Origin of the sequence: Acinetobacter sp. WU_MDCI_Abxc222 (assembly GCF_025514755.1) — a bacterium.
Lineage (GTDB): Bacteria > Pseudomonadota > Gammaproteobacteria > Pseudomonadales > Moraxellaceae > Acinetobacter > Acinetobacter geminorum.
This window is the reverse complement of the sequence record NZ_JAHPVG010000019.1, coordinates 19689-38219: the sequence shown is the minus strand read 5'-3', so window position 1 is coordinate 38219 and position 18531 is coordinate 19689. Positions and strand designations below refer to the sequence as shown.

Here is an 18531-nt window from a genome sequence, read left to right as displayed (position 1 = left end):
CCATGATATCCACCTTCCAGATTGTCATTTCCTGTACCACCGATCAGGATATCTACACCAGCTCCCCCATACAGCTTATCATTGCCACTGCCTCCAACTAAAGTATCGGAACCAGCAGCACCATTTAATATGTCATTTCCTGAAGCACTTACTAAAATATCATCTTGAACTGTGCCATTTAAAGTATCATCTAATTTTGTTCCGATAATAAAACCTAAGTCATCGAATGTTTTTAGATCGATTTTAGGCACTAAATCGCCCCATAGTTCCTGATCAACGACTTTACTTAAATAATTAATTAATAATTCTTTTCCTTCTGGCAACCAATTAGTTAAAACATCAGGATGATGGTTTACTAAATCAATTAAATCTGTAAATGCTTTCTCTGGATTATTTATAAAAGTTTGCTCTAGTTTTTCCTGAATTCCAGAATAATCAAACAACTCAGATGGATTTGATGCTTGTAAATTAAATTTAATCTCTGCCAGATAATCATCTAAGCGAGTTTGATAAAGTAAGCCAGTGTAAATCCCTTCTTTCAAACTCATATATGCATTATTTATAGTATTAAATACATTCTTAATATCTGCTTCATTGTCATAATAAATTTGTGAAGATTTTGAACCAGAAAATGCATTTAATATTGGAAGCATATAATGAATCTTATCTAACATTGTCTGAGATTCTTGTGACAATGGTGAGCTTAAAGTACCTGTCGATGCTTGTCCTGGGGTTAATGCTATACCTTCATTAGCAGTTTTAACCCAAGATACCATTTGCAATTCATTTGCTTCTTTATAATCTGGATCAGTTTTTGCCCAATTTAAAATCAATTGATCTAATAGATCATACTGCTCAGATCTAGTTTCTGCATTTGAATAATTTTTTAATGTTTCTGCTAATTCTGGAGATAAAGCAGCTGCTTCTCTAAGATCACGAACACGTCCAACACCTTGTAGATTTGCAGCTTGTTGTTGTTCTGCTGTTAGTTCGATAGCGTTATTAAAACTGCTGTAGATACTATTAAAACTAAAATTGACATCTCCCATTATATAGCTTTGACCATCTAGAGTTTCAAAGCTTCCAGTTTGAGCCAAGATGTTGTCATTACCCAACGCAGTATCAGTATTTGTATGATTTAAATTTAAAGATTGAATCCCTAACTCAGTTAAACCAAATAATTCATTCGTCTGACTAACTCCATCTTGGTTTAGGTCACGCCAAACTTTAAGCTGCTCAAAGTTTGTATCTTCAGCATTTACTTTACCATCGCCATTACTGTCAAACTCAGCTAGAGCAGCATAACCATTACTTGCTTGACTACCATCCTTCAAAGTTACACTGTCACCAAATAACTCACTACCATCATTAATGACACCATCACCATTGCGATCCAATACTAGGATACCGTCATCCGAACCAACCCAACCTGTTGATGTACGGATACCATCATTATCATGATCGAATAACACACCAGCCCATTTATTGGCAGCAATCGTTTCAATACCATCCCCATCTAGATCTAAGACAACTGGATCATAAATATGATACTTTTTTACACCATCACTATTTCGATCGATATTTTTCCAAGGATTCCAATCATCTGGGAACCAACTATAGAACTCTTTTGACCACCCTTCTAATACTTCACCAGCAAAACCAGCCATTAAACCTGGATCTAGTTCCGGGAATGTACCGTCATGTTGCATTTTCTGTATTTCAGAAAGGGCTTGAGCTAAAGCATCTCCTATTTCAGGCCCTTTCTCTGCAATATTGGAACTTAATCCCAAAAATCCTGAAAGGCCATTCAATGCAGTACTTAAACCAGGTTTATCTACGGCGAGAGCTGCAAGACCGGTTGCTGTAGACATTGCTGCTAGTGTATTGGATATTGCTCCCGAGTAATTTCCTTGATCTATATTAATCATAGCCTGAGTTAAAGCTGCACCTGTCAAAGCTGCATCAACCTGATATTTGACTCCCGTTAAATAATCTGAAGCACCTGGTGGAGAAGCTTGTATAGCGAAATTTAGTACCGAAGATGTAAGAGATAACGCTGATATTTGTTTATCTATAGATCTATTATCTCCAGATGAAGTTGCTGTATTTAAATCATTTACAGCACTATATATATCATTTATTTGTAAAACTAATGAACCACTCATAAAAACCCCTTTATTCTAAAGTAAAAATATTATTTTGTTTAACCCGTTTTAAAATATTAAATTCAGAACACCCCCAATATAAAAATTAAAATTAATATTACCCCCTTTAATCCAATCTACTTTTATAAAAAAATCTAGAATCTAAAAAATTCAACCAACCAGAATAAAACACCAATAATTCTCAAACATCTGACTTATTTACAATTCAAGACTCTAAAATTTATCACTATAAAATAACGATAAAGAACATGACAGATAAAAGCACCCCTGCCAAAAATGGCATAAAAGCTAATTTACTCTTATATTTTGCAGTCAACTTTCTTAATATAAAAATTAAAAAGCAAAGTAAATATGCTATTTTATAATTAAAAGAAGATAAATCATCAAAATAATTTAACCCTTCACTTCTTTTAGCAAGAAGATAAAACATAAAAGTAGTATAACTAGCCAAACCTAAAAAAAGAGCAATCAATCCCCATACTTCTGATTTGCTCATAATTTCGTTTTTCATAATCTTCCCCCAATAAAAACAAAGTAATTAAACTAAATTTTCATGAAATATAAAACTATTTAATTTTAAATTTATTCTTAAAATTTACATTGAAAAATATTATGCCTTTTACCCTCCAGCCTTCTTTAAATTTTCATATAAAATAAGCCGAAATTTTCAACATTATCCTTTCGTATTGCTATAGTTATTCTTAAATGATTAGTCACTGTTTTCTCTTTTTAAGTTTCACAATATTTGTTTGATGCAATATTACCATTAAGTTACTTTTTTATAAGGTAAAATTTTACCACTACGACAAATATTGTCGTTTATAAAACTAATATCCCCTTCCCCAAAACCACTCCAACACTACATCCCTTTCTTCCACACGATTTGAACTCAAAACCTGTAGCATCAAGCCATCAATTAAGTTTAAAACCATATTGGCATCGGGTTTCGGTTTGTTAGTTTCCAGACTAAAGACTAAATCAAAAATTTCTTTCAGTAGCCATTTTCTATATTCAATCGCCATGCGGTAAGCCCTTGGATAAAGCAGTTTTAATTCAAAAATAGCTTTAAACAAAAGATGGTAAAGGCTATTTACATCAACATGTAAGCGGACCATTTCTTTGAGTTTATCGGCTGCGTTTGGGTAGCGGTGTGAGTAGACAATTGCCAGAACTTCTTCTTTGAGTCGGCTTTTTTGAAAGATTAGACACATTTCAACAAGGCGTTCTTTTGAGTGAAAGTAGTTATAAAAAGTCGCTTTTTGAATTTTGGATTTTTTGATAATCAGGTCTACGCCTGCACTATGAAATCCATGCGTGGTAAAAAGTTGGATAGCGGTTTGAACAACCTGTAATTTTTTGGAAGATATTTCTAAAGTTGGCATCGTTTTACCGTTATAAATTCTTGTTGTTTCTAAATGAGATAAAAAGCCTGTACCCTTTTTGGGAGAAAAAAAGCACAGCAAAGCCGTAAGACGGTGCTTGGCACATCTCAAGTTTTGTTTTGCTAAGTTTTAACTAAAAATGACTTAAAGCCTGAAAACCTTATGGCGTTCAAACTGCTTTAAATTTTTAAGCTGTGTCGTTATAGCTTTTGGCATTGAGGGCCAAAAAATGATGGATGTGCATAGCCAACTCCTGATTTTGGGAGTTCTGCCAAAGCATTCATTTGGAATTATGGTGGCAGAACGAAAGAGGGTTGACAGACTGGCTTCGAGAACCCAGCACGCACAAAGGCGTCCCCCTTCCGTCCTACCGCTACAAAAAGGGAGACGAGTGGGTCTACATCAAAAAAACGAGTTTTTTCAATGTTCTCAAAGATCAGCCTGTCAAAGCCGGCTGGCAATGTGGCCAGCATGCAAAGCATAATCTGAGAGTTTAGAGGTGTCAATGTAGCTTTTATGACAAGTGTTTAAATTTCTTATTGTTTTTCATTAGATTAACTTAATTATTATTTTAGATATTATATTTAATTGTATTTATTTATTTTTTAAAAAGAGTCAGATACGGTAAGCTAAACCACATGAATTTTACTTTTTGATTTGGAATATTTTTTAGAACTTTACGAGAACATAAATGAGAAGACTATTTTCAAAGTCCATTTTAATATTAACCGCTGGGTGTTTATTGAATGGTTGTAGCCAAGGCCCTCTTCCATTAGAGGTTACACTACATCAAGATTATGTATGTGCCTTTACCAATAACCCTAAAAAAACGAATTATAGTTTTGATAATAAATTTTTGATTTTTGTGGCGAAAGCTGACTATACAAATGGCTACAAAAGCACTTATGAGAAAGAATATTCAAATGTTCCTTTGCCAATAGAAGAGAAAGATTGTGTAAAAATTTCTCTAAAGGCGTTTGAAAAGAATGTAGCTTATGACATTACTTTGGATATATACAAAACTTTCAATACACGTATTTGTGTAGTAGAACATAATAATAAGCTAGAAATCCGAGAGCCTGAACCTGGTGAAACAACTTGTAAATAGGCTTGTTCCTAGGCCCTCATTTCGCTATCTCAGAAACTACAAAACGGAAAGTGGGATTAGACAATCTCGGTCTGCCCCACTTGGTGATAAGCACGGTTAAAATAAACCAAACTTTGGTCATGCTGGCTTTGTTTAATCGCTACAATCGGACATATAAAAATCGTGTGTGTACCGACTTGTTGAATTTGCTCAATCTCACAATCGAAACTTACCAAAGCATCATCCAACACAGGTGAACCCGTTTCTAACTCAATCCATGCGCCATGTTTAAAGCGCTCTTCTGGTGTGAGTTTAGATGAAAATGCTTTTGAGATATGTTCGTGGTGCGCGCCTAACACATTCACAGTTAAGATTTTGTTATCTAGGAAATGTGCATGCGAACTCGCAGATTGGTTCATACACACCAATAATGTCGGCGGTGTGTCAGTCACACTACAAACAGCAGAGGCAGTAAATCCAAAACGGCCAGACATGCCTGCCGTGGTCACAACACTAACTGCACTTGTGAGTAAAGACATTGCATTTCTAAAGTCTGTTGCTTGAACCATGACATTATTCCTAAATTGAACCGTACCTTGTCCTGTGTGTTTGCTATACCGCCCAACTCCATCAGGAAGGTACTATCAACATGCGATCTGATTAGAGCGACATGTAGTAAGTAAAATGAGGGTTACTTGTTTGATTATCAACTGCTATCAAAAAAGTAACCCTTTATACCACTTATTGGTAAATATTAAGCAGTAAGATCATAACCCGTCAGTTCTCGGCGAACGATTTCTGCACCTGCACTTAAAGCATTTAACTTGCCACGTGCCACTTCACGAGAAAGAGGCGCCATGCCACAGTTTGTGCACGGGTAAAGCTTGTCAGCATCTACAAACTGAAGCGCTTTACGTAGTGTGTTAGCCACTTCTTCTGGTGTTTCAATTTGGTTAGATGCAACATCGATTGCGCCGACCATTACTTTTTTACCGCGAATGAGTTCGAGTAAATCGATAGGCACATGTGAGTTGTGACATTCTAACGAGATGATATCAATGTTAGACGTTTGAAGTTTCGGGAAAGCTTCTTCGTACTGGCGCCATTCCGAACCGAGTGTCTTTTTCCAGTCAGTGTTGGCTTTAATGCCGTAACCGTAGCAAATGTGCACTGCAGTTTCACATTTTAGACCTTCAATTGCACGCTCTAAAGTCGCGATGCCCCAGTCATTTACTTCATCAAAGAATACGTTAAATGCAGGTTCATCAAACTGAATAATGTCTACACCAGCAGCTTCGAGCTCACGCGCTTCTTGGTTCAAGATTTTGGCAAATTCCCAAGCAAGTTTTTCACGGCTCTTGTAGTGTCCATCGTAAAGCGTATCAATCATGGTCATTGGGCCAGGTAATGCCCACTTAATTGGCTGATTGGTTTGCTGACGTAAAAACTTCGCATCTTCAACAAACACAGGCTTTTGACGAGACACCGCACCTACCACAGATGGCACGCTTGCATCGTAACGGTCACGAATACGAACTGTTTCGCGCTTCTCAAAATCTACGCCATTTAAGTGTTCAATAAACGTGGTCACAAAGTGTTGGCGAGTTTGTTCACCATCGCTCACAATGTCGATGCCTGCAAGTTGTTGTTCATGCAACGCTAAACGTAACGCGTCTTTTTTACCTTCAACTAAGCCTTCGTTTTCGAGTTTCCAAGGTGACCAAAGCTTTTCAGGTTCTGCAAGCCAAGACGGTTTTGGTAAGCTGCCAGCAGTTGAAGTTGGTAATAATTTTTTCATGATCAATGACCCGTATGTTGATTAATTAGGAGCGTAATTAGCAGACCACTGCTCAAGAATCGCTTGGTATGGTTTGATAAATTGCTCTTCAACAAACTTCCCCTGCTCAATAGCCAGACGGCTACGTTCTTCACGGTCATACACAATTCGAGTAAGTGAATAATCTTCGTGTTTCAAGCTTGGTTGATAAGATTTTCCAGCCACTGAATTTGCGTTGTAAATTTCAGGACGGTAAATCTTTTGGAATGTTTCCATCGTACTAATGGTACTAATCAACTCAAGGTTGGTGTAATCACTCAACAAATCGCCTGTAAAATAGAACGCTAACGGCGCAACGCTATTTGGCGGCATGAAGTAGCGAACTTTTAAGCCCATTTTTTGGAAATATTCATCAGTGAGTGAATAGTCTTCTTGCTTGTATTCAACACCTAAAACTGGATGTTCGTTTTCAGTACGGTGATACTCTTTAGTCGTCGAAACGCTTAGGCAAATCACAGGCGCCTTTTTAAAGTTGGCTTTATAAGTTTCAGAGTTAATAAAGCTCTTAAACAAGTTACCGTGCAATTCACCAAACTTTTCTGGCGTGCTAAAAGTCGACTTGTTTTTGTTGTGATCTAACAACAGCACACTAAAGTCATAGTCACGTACATAAGACGAGAAGTTGTTGCCCACAATACCTTCGATGCGTTCATTGGTTTTCTTATCAACAATATTGGTTTTCAATATTTCGATTAAAGGAAGCCCGCTGGTACGGTTTTCGGCATCAATGTTCATTTCAACTGAAATGATTTCAAGTTCAACGCCATAGCGGTCGCCTTTAGGGTTGTCCCAATGAGCTAAGGCATTGAAACGATTGTCGATCATCTGCAATGTATTGCGCAAATTCTCTTCGCGGCTCATCCCTCTTGCCAAGTTAGCAAAGTTGGTTGTAATACGTGTATTGTCTGCTGGACGATAGTTCTCATCGAAACAAATACTCTTAATCGTAAATGTAAATTCTTTACTCATTGTGATCAGTACCCTAATTTCTGAGATAAAACCTAAATAAAAACTTTTTGCTCTTTTTAAACTTTCCAGACTTGTCAGTTTTGTGCCTTATGGTCTTATCAAAGTGAATTACTGGAGCGCTTCAGAGCATGAATAGATTTATACCGCAATCAGAACATGAATAAAAATGATTTAGTCTCATTACAAACTGAGTGAAATTCATGTTTAGGGTTTAATAAATAAGTATGAAGTTAAATATTTTTCATCTTCGGTAATTTTAGACAGCAGAAATTCAAGATACGGCGCTCAAGCAGTGCTTTAATCATTTTAAATATTCATTATTATTTTCAAATACTTAATATTAAAAATTTAAATTAAAAAGAATCAACCTAAAGTAATGTGTGCTGACTCTCATTCATCTCTGCTTTTAGCCATTCTAAAAATATGGTTTTACGTGAATCTTCCTCAAAAGCGCTATGAGAAAGTAAAAAATAGGCTGAATTATCTTGTACAACAGGTGAAATTTTTTTCAGTAAGTTCCACTCAAGTTCTTTTTCAATCATATAAATTGAGATGACTGTTGCGCCAAGTCCCGCCAAACAGCCTTCTAAACACAGATAAAAATGTTCGAGTTCAACTTTAGCGTAGCCTTTTAAACTCTGCTTTAACTCAGCAATGCGAGTGATATTTTTCAAAAAATTCGGTCTAGAGGTCGAAATGAGTAAATCGTTTGTTTCCGATGGCTTGGTTGCTTGAACTAGAGCGATATATTCATCGGCAATCTTTTCGCTATAAATATGCTCTCCCCAATCAAAGTCATTTCTGCGAATTGCGATATCAATATTATCTTTTTCAAAATCGACCACGCCACCTGCGGTAAGTAACACAACCTCAAAATCATGACCGAGCTTTTTAAATTTTGATAACCGAGGAATGAGCCATTTCATGGAAAGCGTCGGTTCACACGACAAGACCAGTTGCTTGTTGTGAGTTTTAGGCTGGCTGAGTTCTATTAAACATTCATCGAGTTGACCAAAAACTTGATGGCAACAACTCAATAAAATTTCGCCCTGCTCCGTCATCACAAGTGTTTTGTTTTTTCGTTCGAATAAAGTCGTATTTAAAGCTTCTTCTAAATTATAAATTTGTTTACTGACCGCACTTTGCGTCACAAATAATTTCTTTGCAGCTAAAGTGACGCTGCCATACTTCGCCACAAAATAGAAAAATTTTAGTGAATTCAGCGATATTCTTTCAATCATTCCAAAAACTCATAGATATATAGTCGTTTTTATCGATTTTTATTTTTAGATTTCTGTTCAAAATAAAAATCATCTTTATTAAACCCCATTTTAGATGATGAAAAATATATTAGATATCTATATCTATCTTCCCAAATGTAAAGTCCCAATCTTTCTCACGAAAAGAATAACAGCTCTAAGTAGAACAGCTCTCCTCTCAAATACATTCCAAAAAGTACAGATAAAAACGTTCGTTTTCAGTGAAGGGGCAAAATAATGGCAGAGTTCATTGCGGTTATTCTCATTACGATTTTGGCGGTGGTTAGCCCCGGCGCTGACTTCGCGATTGTGACCAAAAATAGTTACTTGTACGGTCGAAAAATAGGTGTATTCACTTCACTTGGAATATCGCTTGGCGTGTTGGTGCATGTCACCTACACATTAGTTGCCGTTGCCTTTGTAATGACTTATACGCCGCAAACTTTGAATATTGTTAAGTATATTGGCGCACTTTATCTGATCTATATTGGCTATAAAACTTTTACTCAAAAACCAGTTTTAGACACTGCGGCTTTAACTTCTATAGGTACTTTGCAAGCCATAAAATACGGCTTTTTTACCAACGCCCTGAACCCTAAAACCACGCTATTTGTGATTAGCACCTATACGCAAATTGTGAGCTTGACCACGCCTAAAACCATTCTTTTGGCTTATGGCTTTTTTATGTCTTTTGCCCATTTTGTATGGTTTTCACTGGTGGCGGTGCTGTTCTCATCCATGCTACTGAGACAGAAAATGTTAGCCAAGCAAGTACAGATTAATAAGGTGATTGGCTCAATTTTATGTGTGTTAGGTGTGATTTTGCTTTTTACTAAGTTTCAGTAAAGGCACTTGATTGCTAAAGCGATAATAAATACATAACATCGCTTTAGCTTATTTTGTTCAATAGATTAAGACATTACATGACTTAACCCTATAAGCGCTCATCTAAAATTCATATTTCGCCATCATCTCTATACGCTTATCTTTTCCTACTTGCTGGCTGACAGTGTTACGCTCACCATAAACATATTCAACCCCAAAAGTTAGTGGTTTATTGGGTTTAAACATCAGATTCGCCCAACTCTGTTGTAACTTTTTATTGGCATCTTTTGTTATTAGGTCTTTATCTTCATAGATCAATGCACCATGACCTATTGTGCCCCTTAGCTTTTCATTAAATTGATAAGTAAGGCCCAATTGAAATGCATCAAAATCAATTAATTCGACATCATCTCCGTTTTGGATATGACGGACATTATCTGAAGTTGCCAGTAATAACTTATTGTCTCCAGAAACATGCGAATAGTTGCTATTAAATAATAAGGATGGCGTGATTTTATAGCGAAGACCTAATGCGGCACCCCATCCCGTTTTAGTTTCATCATTTTCATTGCGTAGACGGACTTCCTGAACTAAACCACGTGCGGTCATTACACCTTTGTCCGTAGCAAATTCATATTTCAATTTACTTGCCAGTAAAGGCAGACGGTTCTCGTCATTGCCTTTTTCTAAGCTTAAGAAATAAGAGGTTGATGCATTAATTGGCCCAGAATAACGCACCATTGGATTACGATTAGTACCTCCACCTAATGCGGTATTTGAATCTAGCATTTCTGGTGCTGTTTCAGTTGAAAGAAAAGTAGACGTCGTTTGACCAATCAACCATCTATCATAGTTTAAATAAACATGTCGCAGACGGGCATTGTCTTTATTTGTCCCACCACGAAAATCTATTTCAATTTTCCCTTTTAACGTCTTTTCCCCTACAGGAGTATTAAAATCTAAACCAATACGAGAAGCATTTACGGTCGAATCCAAGCGATCTTCAGTCGATTTTTTATCAGGATCACCATCTAGTAACACACCATTAATGCGGTTAAACATACCTTTCGCACCTTCAAACTGATAGGCAGTATCAGCACGAACAAAGCCATACAAATTAACATTGGCACCTGATTTTGTTTGCCATTTGAATATAGCTTGAGTATTTTTTTCACGCGGCGTGATAACACTTGCCGTAGGTACGTGTGGGACCTGTACGCTATTTGCAGGTATTGCTTGCTGAGCCTGAAGCATTTGTCGGAGTTCATTCACTTCTGCACGTAACTGTTCAAGTTCACTGCTCTGATTGGCATGGGTAAATGTAGTAATCGTGGTCAAGCTAACGATTAGTACTGTCTTAGGTGAGTTAAATTTCATTTTGCATTCCTTTGTTTTATTTCAAAAAAGCGTGCTGTTCATCCATTTACAAAAATTGTAGATATAGTCCCCCCTTAAATCGCTTTTCAGCTCTTTAAAAATGTCTTACTTACTTTTTAGATTTAAAAAACAATTGCAGACTGTATTGATAAAAAAAGCGTGTAGTGAGAATGACGAAAATTAATCTTGAGAGTTGAAAGGAAACGACGATGGGTACTGCGAGTCCGAGAGCTTTAGCCATCAGTGACATTTCTGCGATGCCTCCGGGTGAAAGCCCTAAAATCAAGATTTGTTTTTCTGTATGACTTAAATTAACCAGTAATAAAGCAACGCTGATCGATAACGCTAAAGCCAGTAGATTGAATATCAGTGTGATTCCAATAAATTTTTTATTTTTCCTTAAAAAGCTAAATGGAAATTTGCTACCTAATGACCAGCCAATACAGACTTGACCAAAGGCAGTAAACCATTCAGGCAATTTCATCTGAAGTATTCCACAAAATGACAATAACCCAATAATGGCGAGTGGACCCAAAATCCAAGCATTCAAAAGATTAAAAAATTGAAAAACCTTACCCACAAACAGAGCCAGACAAAACAGCAATACAACCTGAAAAAAGCTAAATTGATCCGATACTGGTATCTTTAAACCAGTCCATTGAACATGAAAATAAAGCTCCATAAAAATTGGAACCAGCACAACCAAAATCACAATTCTCAAACTATGGGCAGCAACGACTTTATCGACTTGAGCTTGATATCGTTCTGCAATATTCACCATTTCACTGGCGCTACCAATCGCAGAAGAAAACCATGCAGTTGCCCAATCCAAGGCATTAACTCGATATTGCAATCCAGCCAGCAACGTACCCAACACAAGTGACCATGCCAAACCTATGAGGATAAAGCCCCAATATGCTGCCACTGCCTGTACCAAAGCTGGTGAAAAGTATAGGCCTAAAGCCATACCGATAATGACCTGCCCTATGCGTCGCCACTGGGGATCACAGGCAAGTGGATGACCAACACTACCGAACAATAAAGCCGTCAATAAAGGTCCAAGCAACCAAGGCAAGGGAATATGCAAATATTTGGCAATTAAAGCTCCGACCAGAGCAATTGCTAATCCTTTGAGATTTGAGCTTATTTTTTCCATAATTCAGAGCAATAATAGTCAACCAATGCTGACTATTATTGCTGTCCTTTTAAGCTTGTTGCTTTTTGATAAACAAGTATTTACGAACGATTGGCAAGATCAATAATAATCCTGACATGATCCAAAGTCCTATACTAATGTTACTGCTCCATAAGACATTAAGTTCCCCTTGAGAAATTGAGAGTGCACGGCGCAGATTCGATTCCATTAATTCGCCAAGTACAAAACCAAGAATCAGTGGAGCTAAGGGAAAATCAAATTTTCTGAGAATATATCCACATACACCTAAGCCCATACATAACAGCAAGTCAAAGATATTGCTATGAATAGCATACACACCAACAAAACTCACACTTGCGATGATCGGGATCAGAATGTAATTAGGAATACTCAGCATGCGGGCAAAGAAGCCGACCAATGGCAAGTTCAATACCAACAGAATGATATTACCCACCATAAGCGATGCAATCAGCGACCACACCAATACAGGTTGCTGAACAAATAACTGCGGACCTGGTGCGATGTTGTACATAAGCAATGCGCCCATCATGACCGCAGTCGTCCCCGAGCCCGGCACACCTAGTGTCAACATAGGTACAAATGAACCACAAGCGGCTGCGTTATTCGCACTTTCTGGTGCAGCAAGCCCACGTAAATCACCTTTACCAAACTTGCTACTATCCTTTGCCATTTTACGTTCAGTGGTATAGGCCATCGCACTTGCAACGGTTGCACCTGCTCCTGGAAGAATACCTAAGAAGAAACCAATCACTGAACTGCGGATAATAGCAACCAACGAGAAAAAGAACTCTTTAAGATTAAAAAGAGAACGCTTTCCTTGTTTTAAAGCAACTTGACCAATTGTCGTACGTTCGAGCATTAATAGGATTTCGCTTACACTAAATAGGCCAATAACCAAAGTAGTAAAAGCAATTCCGTCACTTAAACCCACACTGTTAAAGGTAAAGCGATATACACCTGTAATTGCATCCATCCCTACAGTTGAAAGTGCTAGGCCCATGAGTGCCATAATTAAAGTTTTAAAAGGCTGCGTACTAACCAGACCAGTTAAACAAACAATTGCAAAGACCATCAGAGCAAAATATTCAGCGGGACCAAACGCAATTGCCCATTTCGCCAATATAGGAGCAAACAGCACAATCCCAATAAAGGCAACCGTACTTCCAACAAAGGAACTGACCGATGACAAAGACAATGCAATTCCTGCCTTACCTTGCTGTGCCAATGGATAACCATCTAACGTGGTCATAATGGCCCCAGCATCTCCGGGTACGTTTAACAGAATCGCTGAAATACGTCCGCCATATTCACAGCCCAAATAAACTGCTGCCAATAAAATCAAGGCACTATCTACGGGTAAACCCAAAGCGTAAGCAAACGGCAATAAAATTGCCACACCATTAATTGGACCTAAACCCGGTAATAAGCCAACAATCGTTCCAATAAATGCGCCAATCAAAGCAATTAAAAGATTCTGCGGCTGCAAGGCAACCTCAAACCCCATCATTAAAAAACTTAATACATCCATATCGGGTCATCCTTAACCAAAAAATCCAAGTGGTAACGGCACATCCAAGAAACGGTCAAACATATAGTAGGTACTCATGCTCAGTACCAAACCTGTCACCAAAACCGGTATGGTTTTGCCATGGAAAAGTTTGCCCACTGCAATGGTCATCAACAGGGTTGCAACAATAAAGCCGAGCCATTCAAAAACTAATGCATATAGCGTTAAAGCCACCACACACAACACTAACTTAACGACTAGATGTTTTGTCCATCCCAATTCCACGGGTTCAAACATAATGGCCGGTCGAATAGTGAGATACGCTGCACTCGCTGTAATTAAGCCCATTAATAAAATAGGAAAAGCTTTAGGGCCCACTGGATCGTAGGAAATTGGGGCTTCAAAATTGCTCGCATAAATCAACAAAAATAACCCACAAACCGTAATAATGGCGGTAAGAATCCGTTCAGATTTCATCATCTATCCTCAGAAAAAAACTGAGCTGAAAAATAGCTTCTCAACCCAGCCGATTTGTTATTGTGATAATTTATATTCTTGCGATAACTGCCGCATTTCCGCGGTCTGTTTATAAACATAAGCTTTGAGTTCTTCACCTGTCAGCTGAAATGGGAGTAGATCCTGATTTTCACGGACTGCGTTAAATTTCTGGTTAGCCATCATTTTATCGAAGGCATTTTTCCACCAACCATAAGCTTCATCACTGACCTTTGGCCCCATATAGAAACCACGGATCACCGGCCACTCAATGTCATAGCCTTGCTCTTTTGCAGTAGGTAATTTTGAGAACTTCCCGTCTAAACGCTTGTTAGCAAAAACTGCCAATACCCGAATATCACCAGACTCTAGGTATGAACTGACTTCACTAATATTGCCGACCCCAACTTGAATATGCTGCCCCAGTAATGAAGTCAGCACTTCCCCACCGCCTTCAAGTGCAACAAATCTTAAATCGGCAGGACTAATACCTGCTTTTTTTGCCAACATTGCTGTTTGCATCCAGTCTTGACCACCCACACTTCCGGCACCACCAAAGCTAAGTGCTTTTGGATTTTCTCTGAGTGCTTTCATCAAGTCATCAAGGTTTTTTAATGGTGAGTCCTTATGTACCGAAACCAAACCATAATCGACGGCGACGCCAGACAACCATTTCACATCTTTTTCAGTGAAGTGTCCGAATTTTCCTTGTGCTAAGTTCAAGAGTGAACCAGTGGAAAATGCAACCACGGCATTATTATTCGCAGGATCACTGTTTACGATCTTGTTATAGGCTACGGCACCAACCCCACCTGGCATATAGGTTACGCGTATTGGATCTTTGAGTTGGTCTGTTTGTTTAAAGCCAGATTGAATCAATTTACAGGTCATATCAAACCCGCCACCCGGCTTAGCTGGGGCTATACATTCCGGCCGTTTTGGCTGACCCGCCTCTTTAGAAGCATTTCCTGAACCACACCCAGCCATTGTCACACTGACGCATGTTAATGCGAGTAAAGTTAAATTTTTCATGTTACATACATCCTTATAACGTTTGCTCTATTCATATTTTGATTTTTACCAATCTCCATAATCGACCTCCTTGGCACGATCATGCTTATCGGTTTTTAGTTTTGGTCTTATGTTTTGAAATGCGCTTTTCACAGCGAACCTCAGTAATGCAGCGTTACTATAAAAATTACGAATCAATCGACTGAAAGAAATAGCTAAGGAGAGGGAAAGTTAGGACAATCACCAGATCTATAATGAAAATTAAAACCTTTGCAAAAATATCCTGAAATGCTACGGTTAAATAATACTGATGAATAACAATAAGATAGTAAAAAATAATCCATTGTGTTGTCTTTTGCATATCCATGCTATGGGTAACGTTTAATGTTCAAATCAATAACCCTGTTTATCCAATCTTCCCTTCTGATCAAATGAGCGAAATCCTCATATATTTTTCCAATAGTTATTGAATCAGTTACTCTTCTTCATAATTTGAAAATCCATCATATTTTTTAATGCATCATGCATTTAATGCTCTCCTTTTCTCATTTGAAAAGATTAAAGCACAGATCAAGAAAACATCGTGATACCAATAAATTAAAGGGGGCATTAGTAAAATTAAATAGGTTAAAACTCTAAGAAAAGAGCATGGGAGAGACTGAAAATTTAAGGGTAAATTTATCGTAATAATAATTAAAAGTTAGAGGAGAAATTTTAATATTAAAGTTGAAAAAGATCGTTTTTATTGTTTTTAGAATATCAAATTAAAGATCTTTTTTATGGATTGCTGTTAATATTAAAGCACATGATAGATTTCCCAATCCTTCATATCTGTATAAATTAAATCAAGGATGATGAGCGAACACATTTATTATGGAAATCAAACAAATAAAGTATTTTTTGACTGTGGTTGAAGCAGGTAGTATTGGTAAAGCTGCCCAAAAACTCGATGTGGGTGCTTCTGCTATTAGCCAGCAAATTAGTAAATTAGAACAAGAGCTAAGCATTCGCCTATTACAGCGTAATGCCTTTGGTGTAACCCCTACTCCAGCAGGTCTCGCATTTTTAAAACATTCTCAACTTATTTTACGTCAAGTGAACTTCGCGGTAGATGCTGCTCATTCTGCACGACTGTCTGGACATGTCAGCCTTGGCTTTCCACCGACGATTACTGCTTTGATTGGTATCCCTTTAATGAAACTAATGTCTGAACGTTACCCAGATATTCGTTTAGAGATTGTGGAAACACTATCGGGTAATCTAATTCAGTCTATTAACTCGCGTCAGCTCGATATCGCCATTATTTTTACCAATGAAATTGATAAACAGTGGTCGATTCAACCCTTGGTACGCGAGCAAATGTATTTAATGGCACGAAAGGAAGTGCTAGAAGAATATGGTCTTGCCGATTGCATCAAAAGTGGTGTGATTCAGTCTCAACAAATTGGAGACCTTCCTTTAGTATTACCACGTCAGCGCCATAGCTTAAGAAAGTTGCTTGAGCACAAGATTGGTCAGCTTAATGTCGTCTATGAAATTGATGGCCTACACTTACTCATGGACAGTCTAATTCACCTCGACCTTGCCAGCGTCCGCCCAGGTAGCGCTTGTCTACAAGAGTACAAACATAAGCTTCAATTACTCAAGTTAGTAGACCCTGAAGTTGAACGAATCAATTACTTGGTAAGCCTTGCCGAAGAAGAATTATCACCTGCAGCACTTGCCGCAAAGTCAGCCATTAAGGCCTGTGTGAAAGATTTGATTCAAAACCAGATTTGGCCATGTTCTGAAATTATTTTATAAAGAGTCATTAATTTTATTAAATACCTAATTAATTTTGCCCTCTCACTCCCTCCTGCTTTTTGAGATTACATTTTCGTCCGAATGATAAGTGGTTTTCCGCTTATCGAAATATAGATGTGTAGTTTGAACTGGAAACAAGGCATCACATTTTCTGCAAAGGACCTCGCTAAATCTCATCTCTAACCCATTTGCTCTTTAGATTTATTGATTGAATCAATTTAGGTCCAGCCTCGAAAATCGTGAATGTTTCCATTTTGTCAGGCCAAGGAGGTCTCCAATGGATGTCGTGAATAACCGTAGGGCTACTTTTAAAAAAATATTAAATGTCACGAGTGGCAACTTTTTAGAGCAGTACGACTTTTTTCTTTTTGGTTTCTATGCCACTTATATCGCGGCAAAATTTTTCCACTCTGAAAATGAATATGTCTCTTTAATGATGACATTTACCGTATTTGCTGCGGGTTTTCTTATGCGTCCTCTCGGCGCTATTTTCTTGGGCGCTTATGTCGACAGAGTTGGTCGACGTAAGGGTCTTATTGTTACTTTAAGTCTTATGGCCATCGGAACCATCTTAATTACCTTTGTACCAGGTTATGAAACCATAGGTATTATTGCGCCGATTTTGGTGGTGATTGGACGTCTATTACAAGGCTTCTCGGCAGGTGTTGAATCTGGCGGTGTTTCTATTTATCTCGCAGAGATTGCAACGGATAAAAACCGCGGATTTATCACAAGCTGGCAGTCTGGCAGCCAACAAGTTGCTGTTGTGTTTGCCGCATTACTTGGCTACTGGCTCAACACCATCTTAACTACGGCTCAAGTGGGTGAATGGGGCTGGCGTATTCCGTTCTTAATCGGTTGTTTGATTATTCCTTTAATCTTCTTGTTCCGTCGTACGTTAGAGGAAACTGAAGACTTTAAATCGCAAAAGACTCATCCTTCAACAAAAGAAATTTTTAGCACACTGGCAACCAACTGGCGCATCGTCCTTGCAGGCATGATGATGAGTGCAATGACGACGACCACTTTCTACTTTATTACGGTTTACACCACAGTGTATGCAAAACGTACTTTAGAAATGTCAGTAACAGACAGCCTTTTAGCAACAGTGTTTGTTGGTTTGTCTAATTTCTTCTGGTTACCAATGGGTGGTTTGCTTTCAGACAAAATTGGCCGCCGTCCAGTACTAGTCGGTATTACCACTCTTGCTCTCTTTACAAGTTATCCAGTTTTAAATTGGTTAGTGAGCAACATTAGCTTCTCAAACCTTCTAATTACGCTTGCTTACTTCTCGTTCTTCTTTGGTATGTACAACGGAACCATGGTCGCAACGCTTGCAGAAGTGATGCCGAAACGTGTGCGTACAGTTGGTTTCTCTTTAGCGTTCAGCCTTGCAGCCGCTATTTTTGGTGGTATGACACCAATGGCTTGTACCTTCCTTGTCGAAAACACAGGCAACCCGAGTACCCCTGCTTTCTGGCTCATGCTTGCTGCGGTCTGTAGCCTCATCTCAAGCTTGTATCTATGCCGCGGTTCTAAACAGAAAAATACTGACGCGATTGCTGAACCTGCAAAAATTAGCGCTTAAAAACAACTACTACTTAACCTGAAATTTTAATGAACAGTACGGCAGATTT

14 protein-coding genes and 2 pseudogenes are annotated in these 18531 nt (G+C 38.1%); 4 read left to right on the top strand and 12 right to left on the bottom strand.

Annotation, left to right across the window (positions count from 1 at the left end):
• From KTJ10_RS17295 to KTJ10_RS17285, 3 genes and pseudogenes are all read right to left on the bottom strand, one after another.
• Positions 1-2165, bottom strand: a pseudogene (locus tag KTJ10_RS17295) (hypothetical protein); the annotation flags it as partial.
• A gap of 226 nt (positions 2166-2391) precedes the next feature.
• On the bottom strand, positions 2392-2676 hold the full coding sequence (locus KTJ10_RS17290; RefSeq protein WP_032055237.1) for a hypothetical protein: 285 nt from the start codon (positions 2674-2676) through the stop codon (positions 2392-2394).
• Positions 2677-2992: 316 nt separating this feature from the next.
• Positions 2993-3547, bottom strand: coding sequence for a TetR/AcrR family transcriptional regulator (locus KTJ10_RS17285; protein WP_262442504.1), 555 nt, complete (start codon positions 3545-3547; stop codon positions 2993-2995).
• A gap of 691 nt (positions 3548-4238) precedes the next feature.
• On the opposite strand from KTJ10_RS17285, the gene KTJ10_RS18010 reads away from it, so the two are divergent.
• Positions 4239-4655, top strand: a complete 417-nt coding sequence (locus KTJ10_RS18010; protein ID WP_151283412.1) for an NF045616 family extracytoplasmic (lipo)protein — start codon at positions 4239-4241, stop codon at positions 4653-4655.
• A gap of 56 nt (positions 4656-4711) precedes the next feature.
• On the opposite strand, the gene KTJ10_RS17275 is transcribed toward KTJ10_RS18010, so the two are convergent.
• The 4 genes from KTJ10_RS17275 to KTJ10_RS17260 form a co-directional block, all read right to left on the bottom strand.
• Positions 4712-5203: a flavin reductase gene (locus tag KTJ10_RS17275; RefSeq protein WP_000249487.1), complete on the bottom strand. Its 492-nt coding sequence runs from the start codon at positions 5201-5203 to the stop codon at positions 4712-4714.
• Between the two features lie 185 nt (positions 5204-5388).
• Positions 5389-6432, bottom strand: a complete 1044-nt coding sequence (locus tag KTJ10_RS17270) for a methionine synthase (protein ID WP_016803246.1) — start codon at positions 6430-6432, stop codon at positions 5389-5391.
• A gap of 21 nt (positions 6433-6453) precedes the next feature.
• Positions 6454-7440 (bottom strand): DUF1852 domain-containing protein, encoded by a 987-nt coding sequence (locus KTJ10_RS17265; protein WP_000031350.1) that lies wholly within the window; start codon positions 7438-7440, stop codon positions 6454-6456.
• Between the two features lie 368 nt (positions 7441-7808).
• Positions 7809-8681, bottom strand: coding sequence for a LysR family transcriptional regulator (locus tag KTJ10_RS17260; protein ID WP_262442503.1), 873 nt, complete (start codon positions 8679-8681; stop codon positions 7809-7811).
• Between the two features lie 255 nt (positions 8682-8936).
• On the opposite strand from KTJ10_RS17260, the gene KTJ10_RS17255 reads away from it, so the two are divergent.
• Entirely contained in the window at positions 8937-9545 is a 609-nt protein-coding gene (locus KTJ10_RS17255; RefSeq protein WP_262442502.1) for a LysE family translocator, read from the top strand.
• A 102-nt stretch (positions 9546-9647) separates the two neighbouring features.
• Here the strand turns inward: KTJ10_RS17255 and KTJ10_RS17250 are convergent, their stop codons facing one another.
• The 5 genes and pseudogenes from KTJ10_RS17250 to KTJ10_RS17230 form a co-directional block, all read right to left on the bottom strand.
• Complete coding sequence (locus KTJ10_RS17250; protein WP_141316334.1) at positions 9648-10901, bottom strand: DcaP family trimeric outer membrane transporter; 1254 nt, start codon at positions 10899-10901, stop codon at positions 9648-9650.
• 109 nt (positions 10902-11010) lie between these two features.
• On the bottom strand, positions 11011-12057 hold the full coding sequence (locus KTJ10_RS17245) for an AbrB family transcriptional regulator (RefSeq protein ID WP_005071162.1): 1047 nt from the start codon (positions 12055-12057) through the stop codon (positions 11011-11013).
• 49 nt (positions 12058-12106) lie between these two features.
• Positions 12107-13606, bottom strand: coding sequence for a tripartite tricarboxylate transporter permease (locus tag KTJ10_RS17240; protein ID WP_005071163.1), 1500 nt, complete (start codon positions 13604-13606; stop codon positions 12107-12109).
• A 12-nt stretch (positions 13607-13618) separates the two neighbouring features.
• Positions 13619-14065, bottom strand: coding sequence for a tripartite tricarboxylate transporter TctB family protein (locus KTJ10_RS17235; RefSeq protein WP_078224226.1), 447 nt, complete (start codon positions 14063-14065; stop codon positions 13619-13621).
• Positions 14066-14119: 54 nt separating this feature from the next.
• A pseudogene (locus KTJ10_RS17230) lies at positions 14120-15171 on the bottom strand (Bug family tripartite tricarboxylate transporter substrate binding protein).
• Positions 15172-15964: 793 nt separating this feature from the next.
• On the opposite strand from KTJ10_RS17230, the gene KTJ10_RS17225 reads away from it, so the two are divergent.
• Together KTJ10_RS17225 and KTJ10_RS17220 are read left to right on the top strand one after the other, a co-directional pair.
• The gene (locus KTJ10_RS17225; RefSeq protein ID WP_005071169.1) at positions 15965-16894 is read left to right on the top strand and encodes a LysR family transcriptional regulator; all 930 of its coding nucleotides are present in this window, start codon (positions 15965-15967) and stop codon (positions 16892-16894) included.
• Positions 16895-17171: 277 nt separating this feature from the next.
• On the top strand, positions 17172-18482 hold the full coding sequence (locus tag KTJ10_RS17220; RefSeq protein ID WP_044431887.1) for an MFS transporter: 1311 nt from the start codon (positions 17172-17174) through the stop codon (positions 18480-18482).
• Positions 18483-18531: the final 49 nt, after the last annotated feature.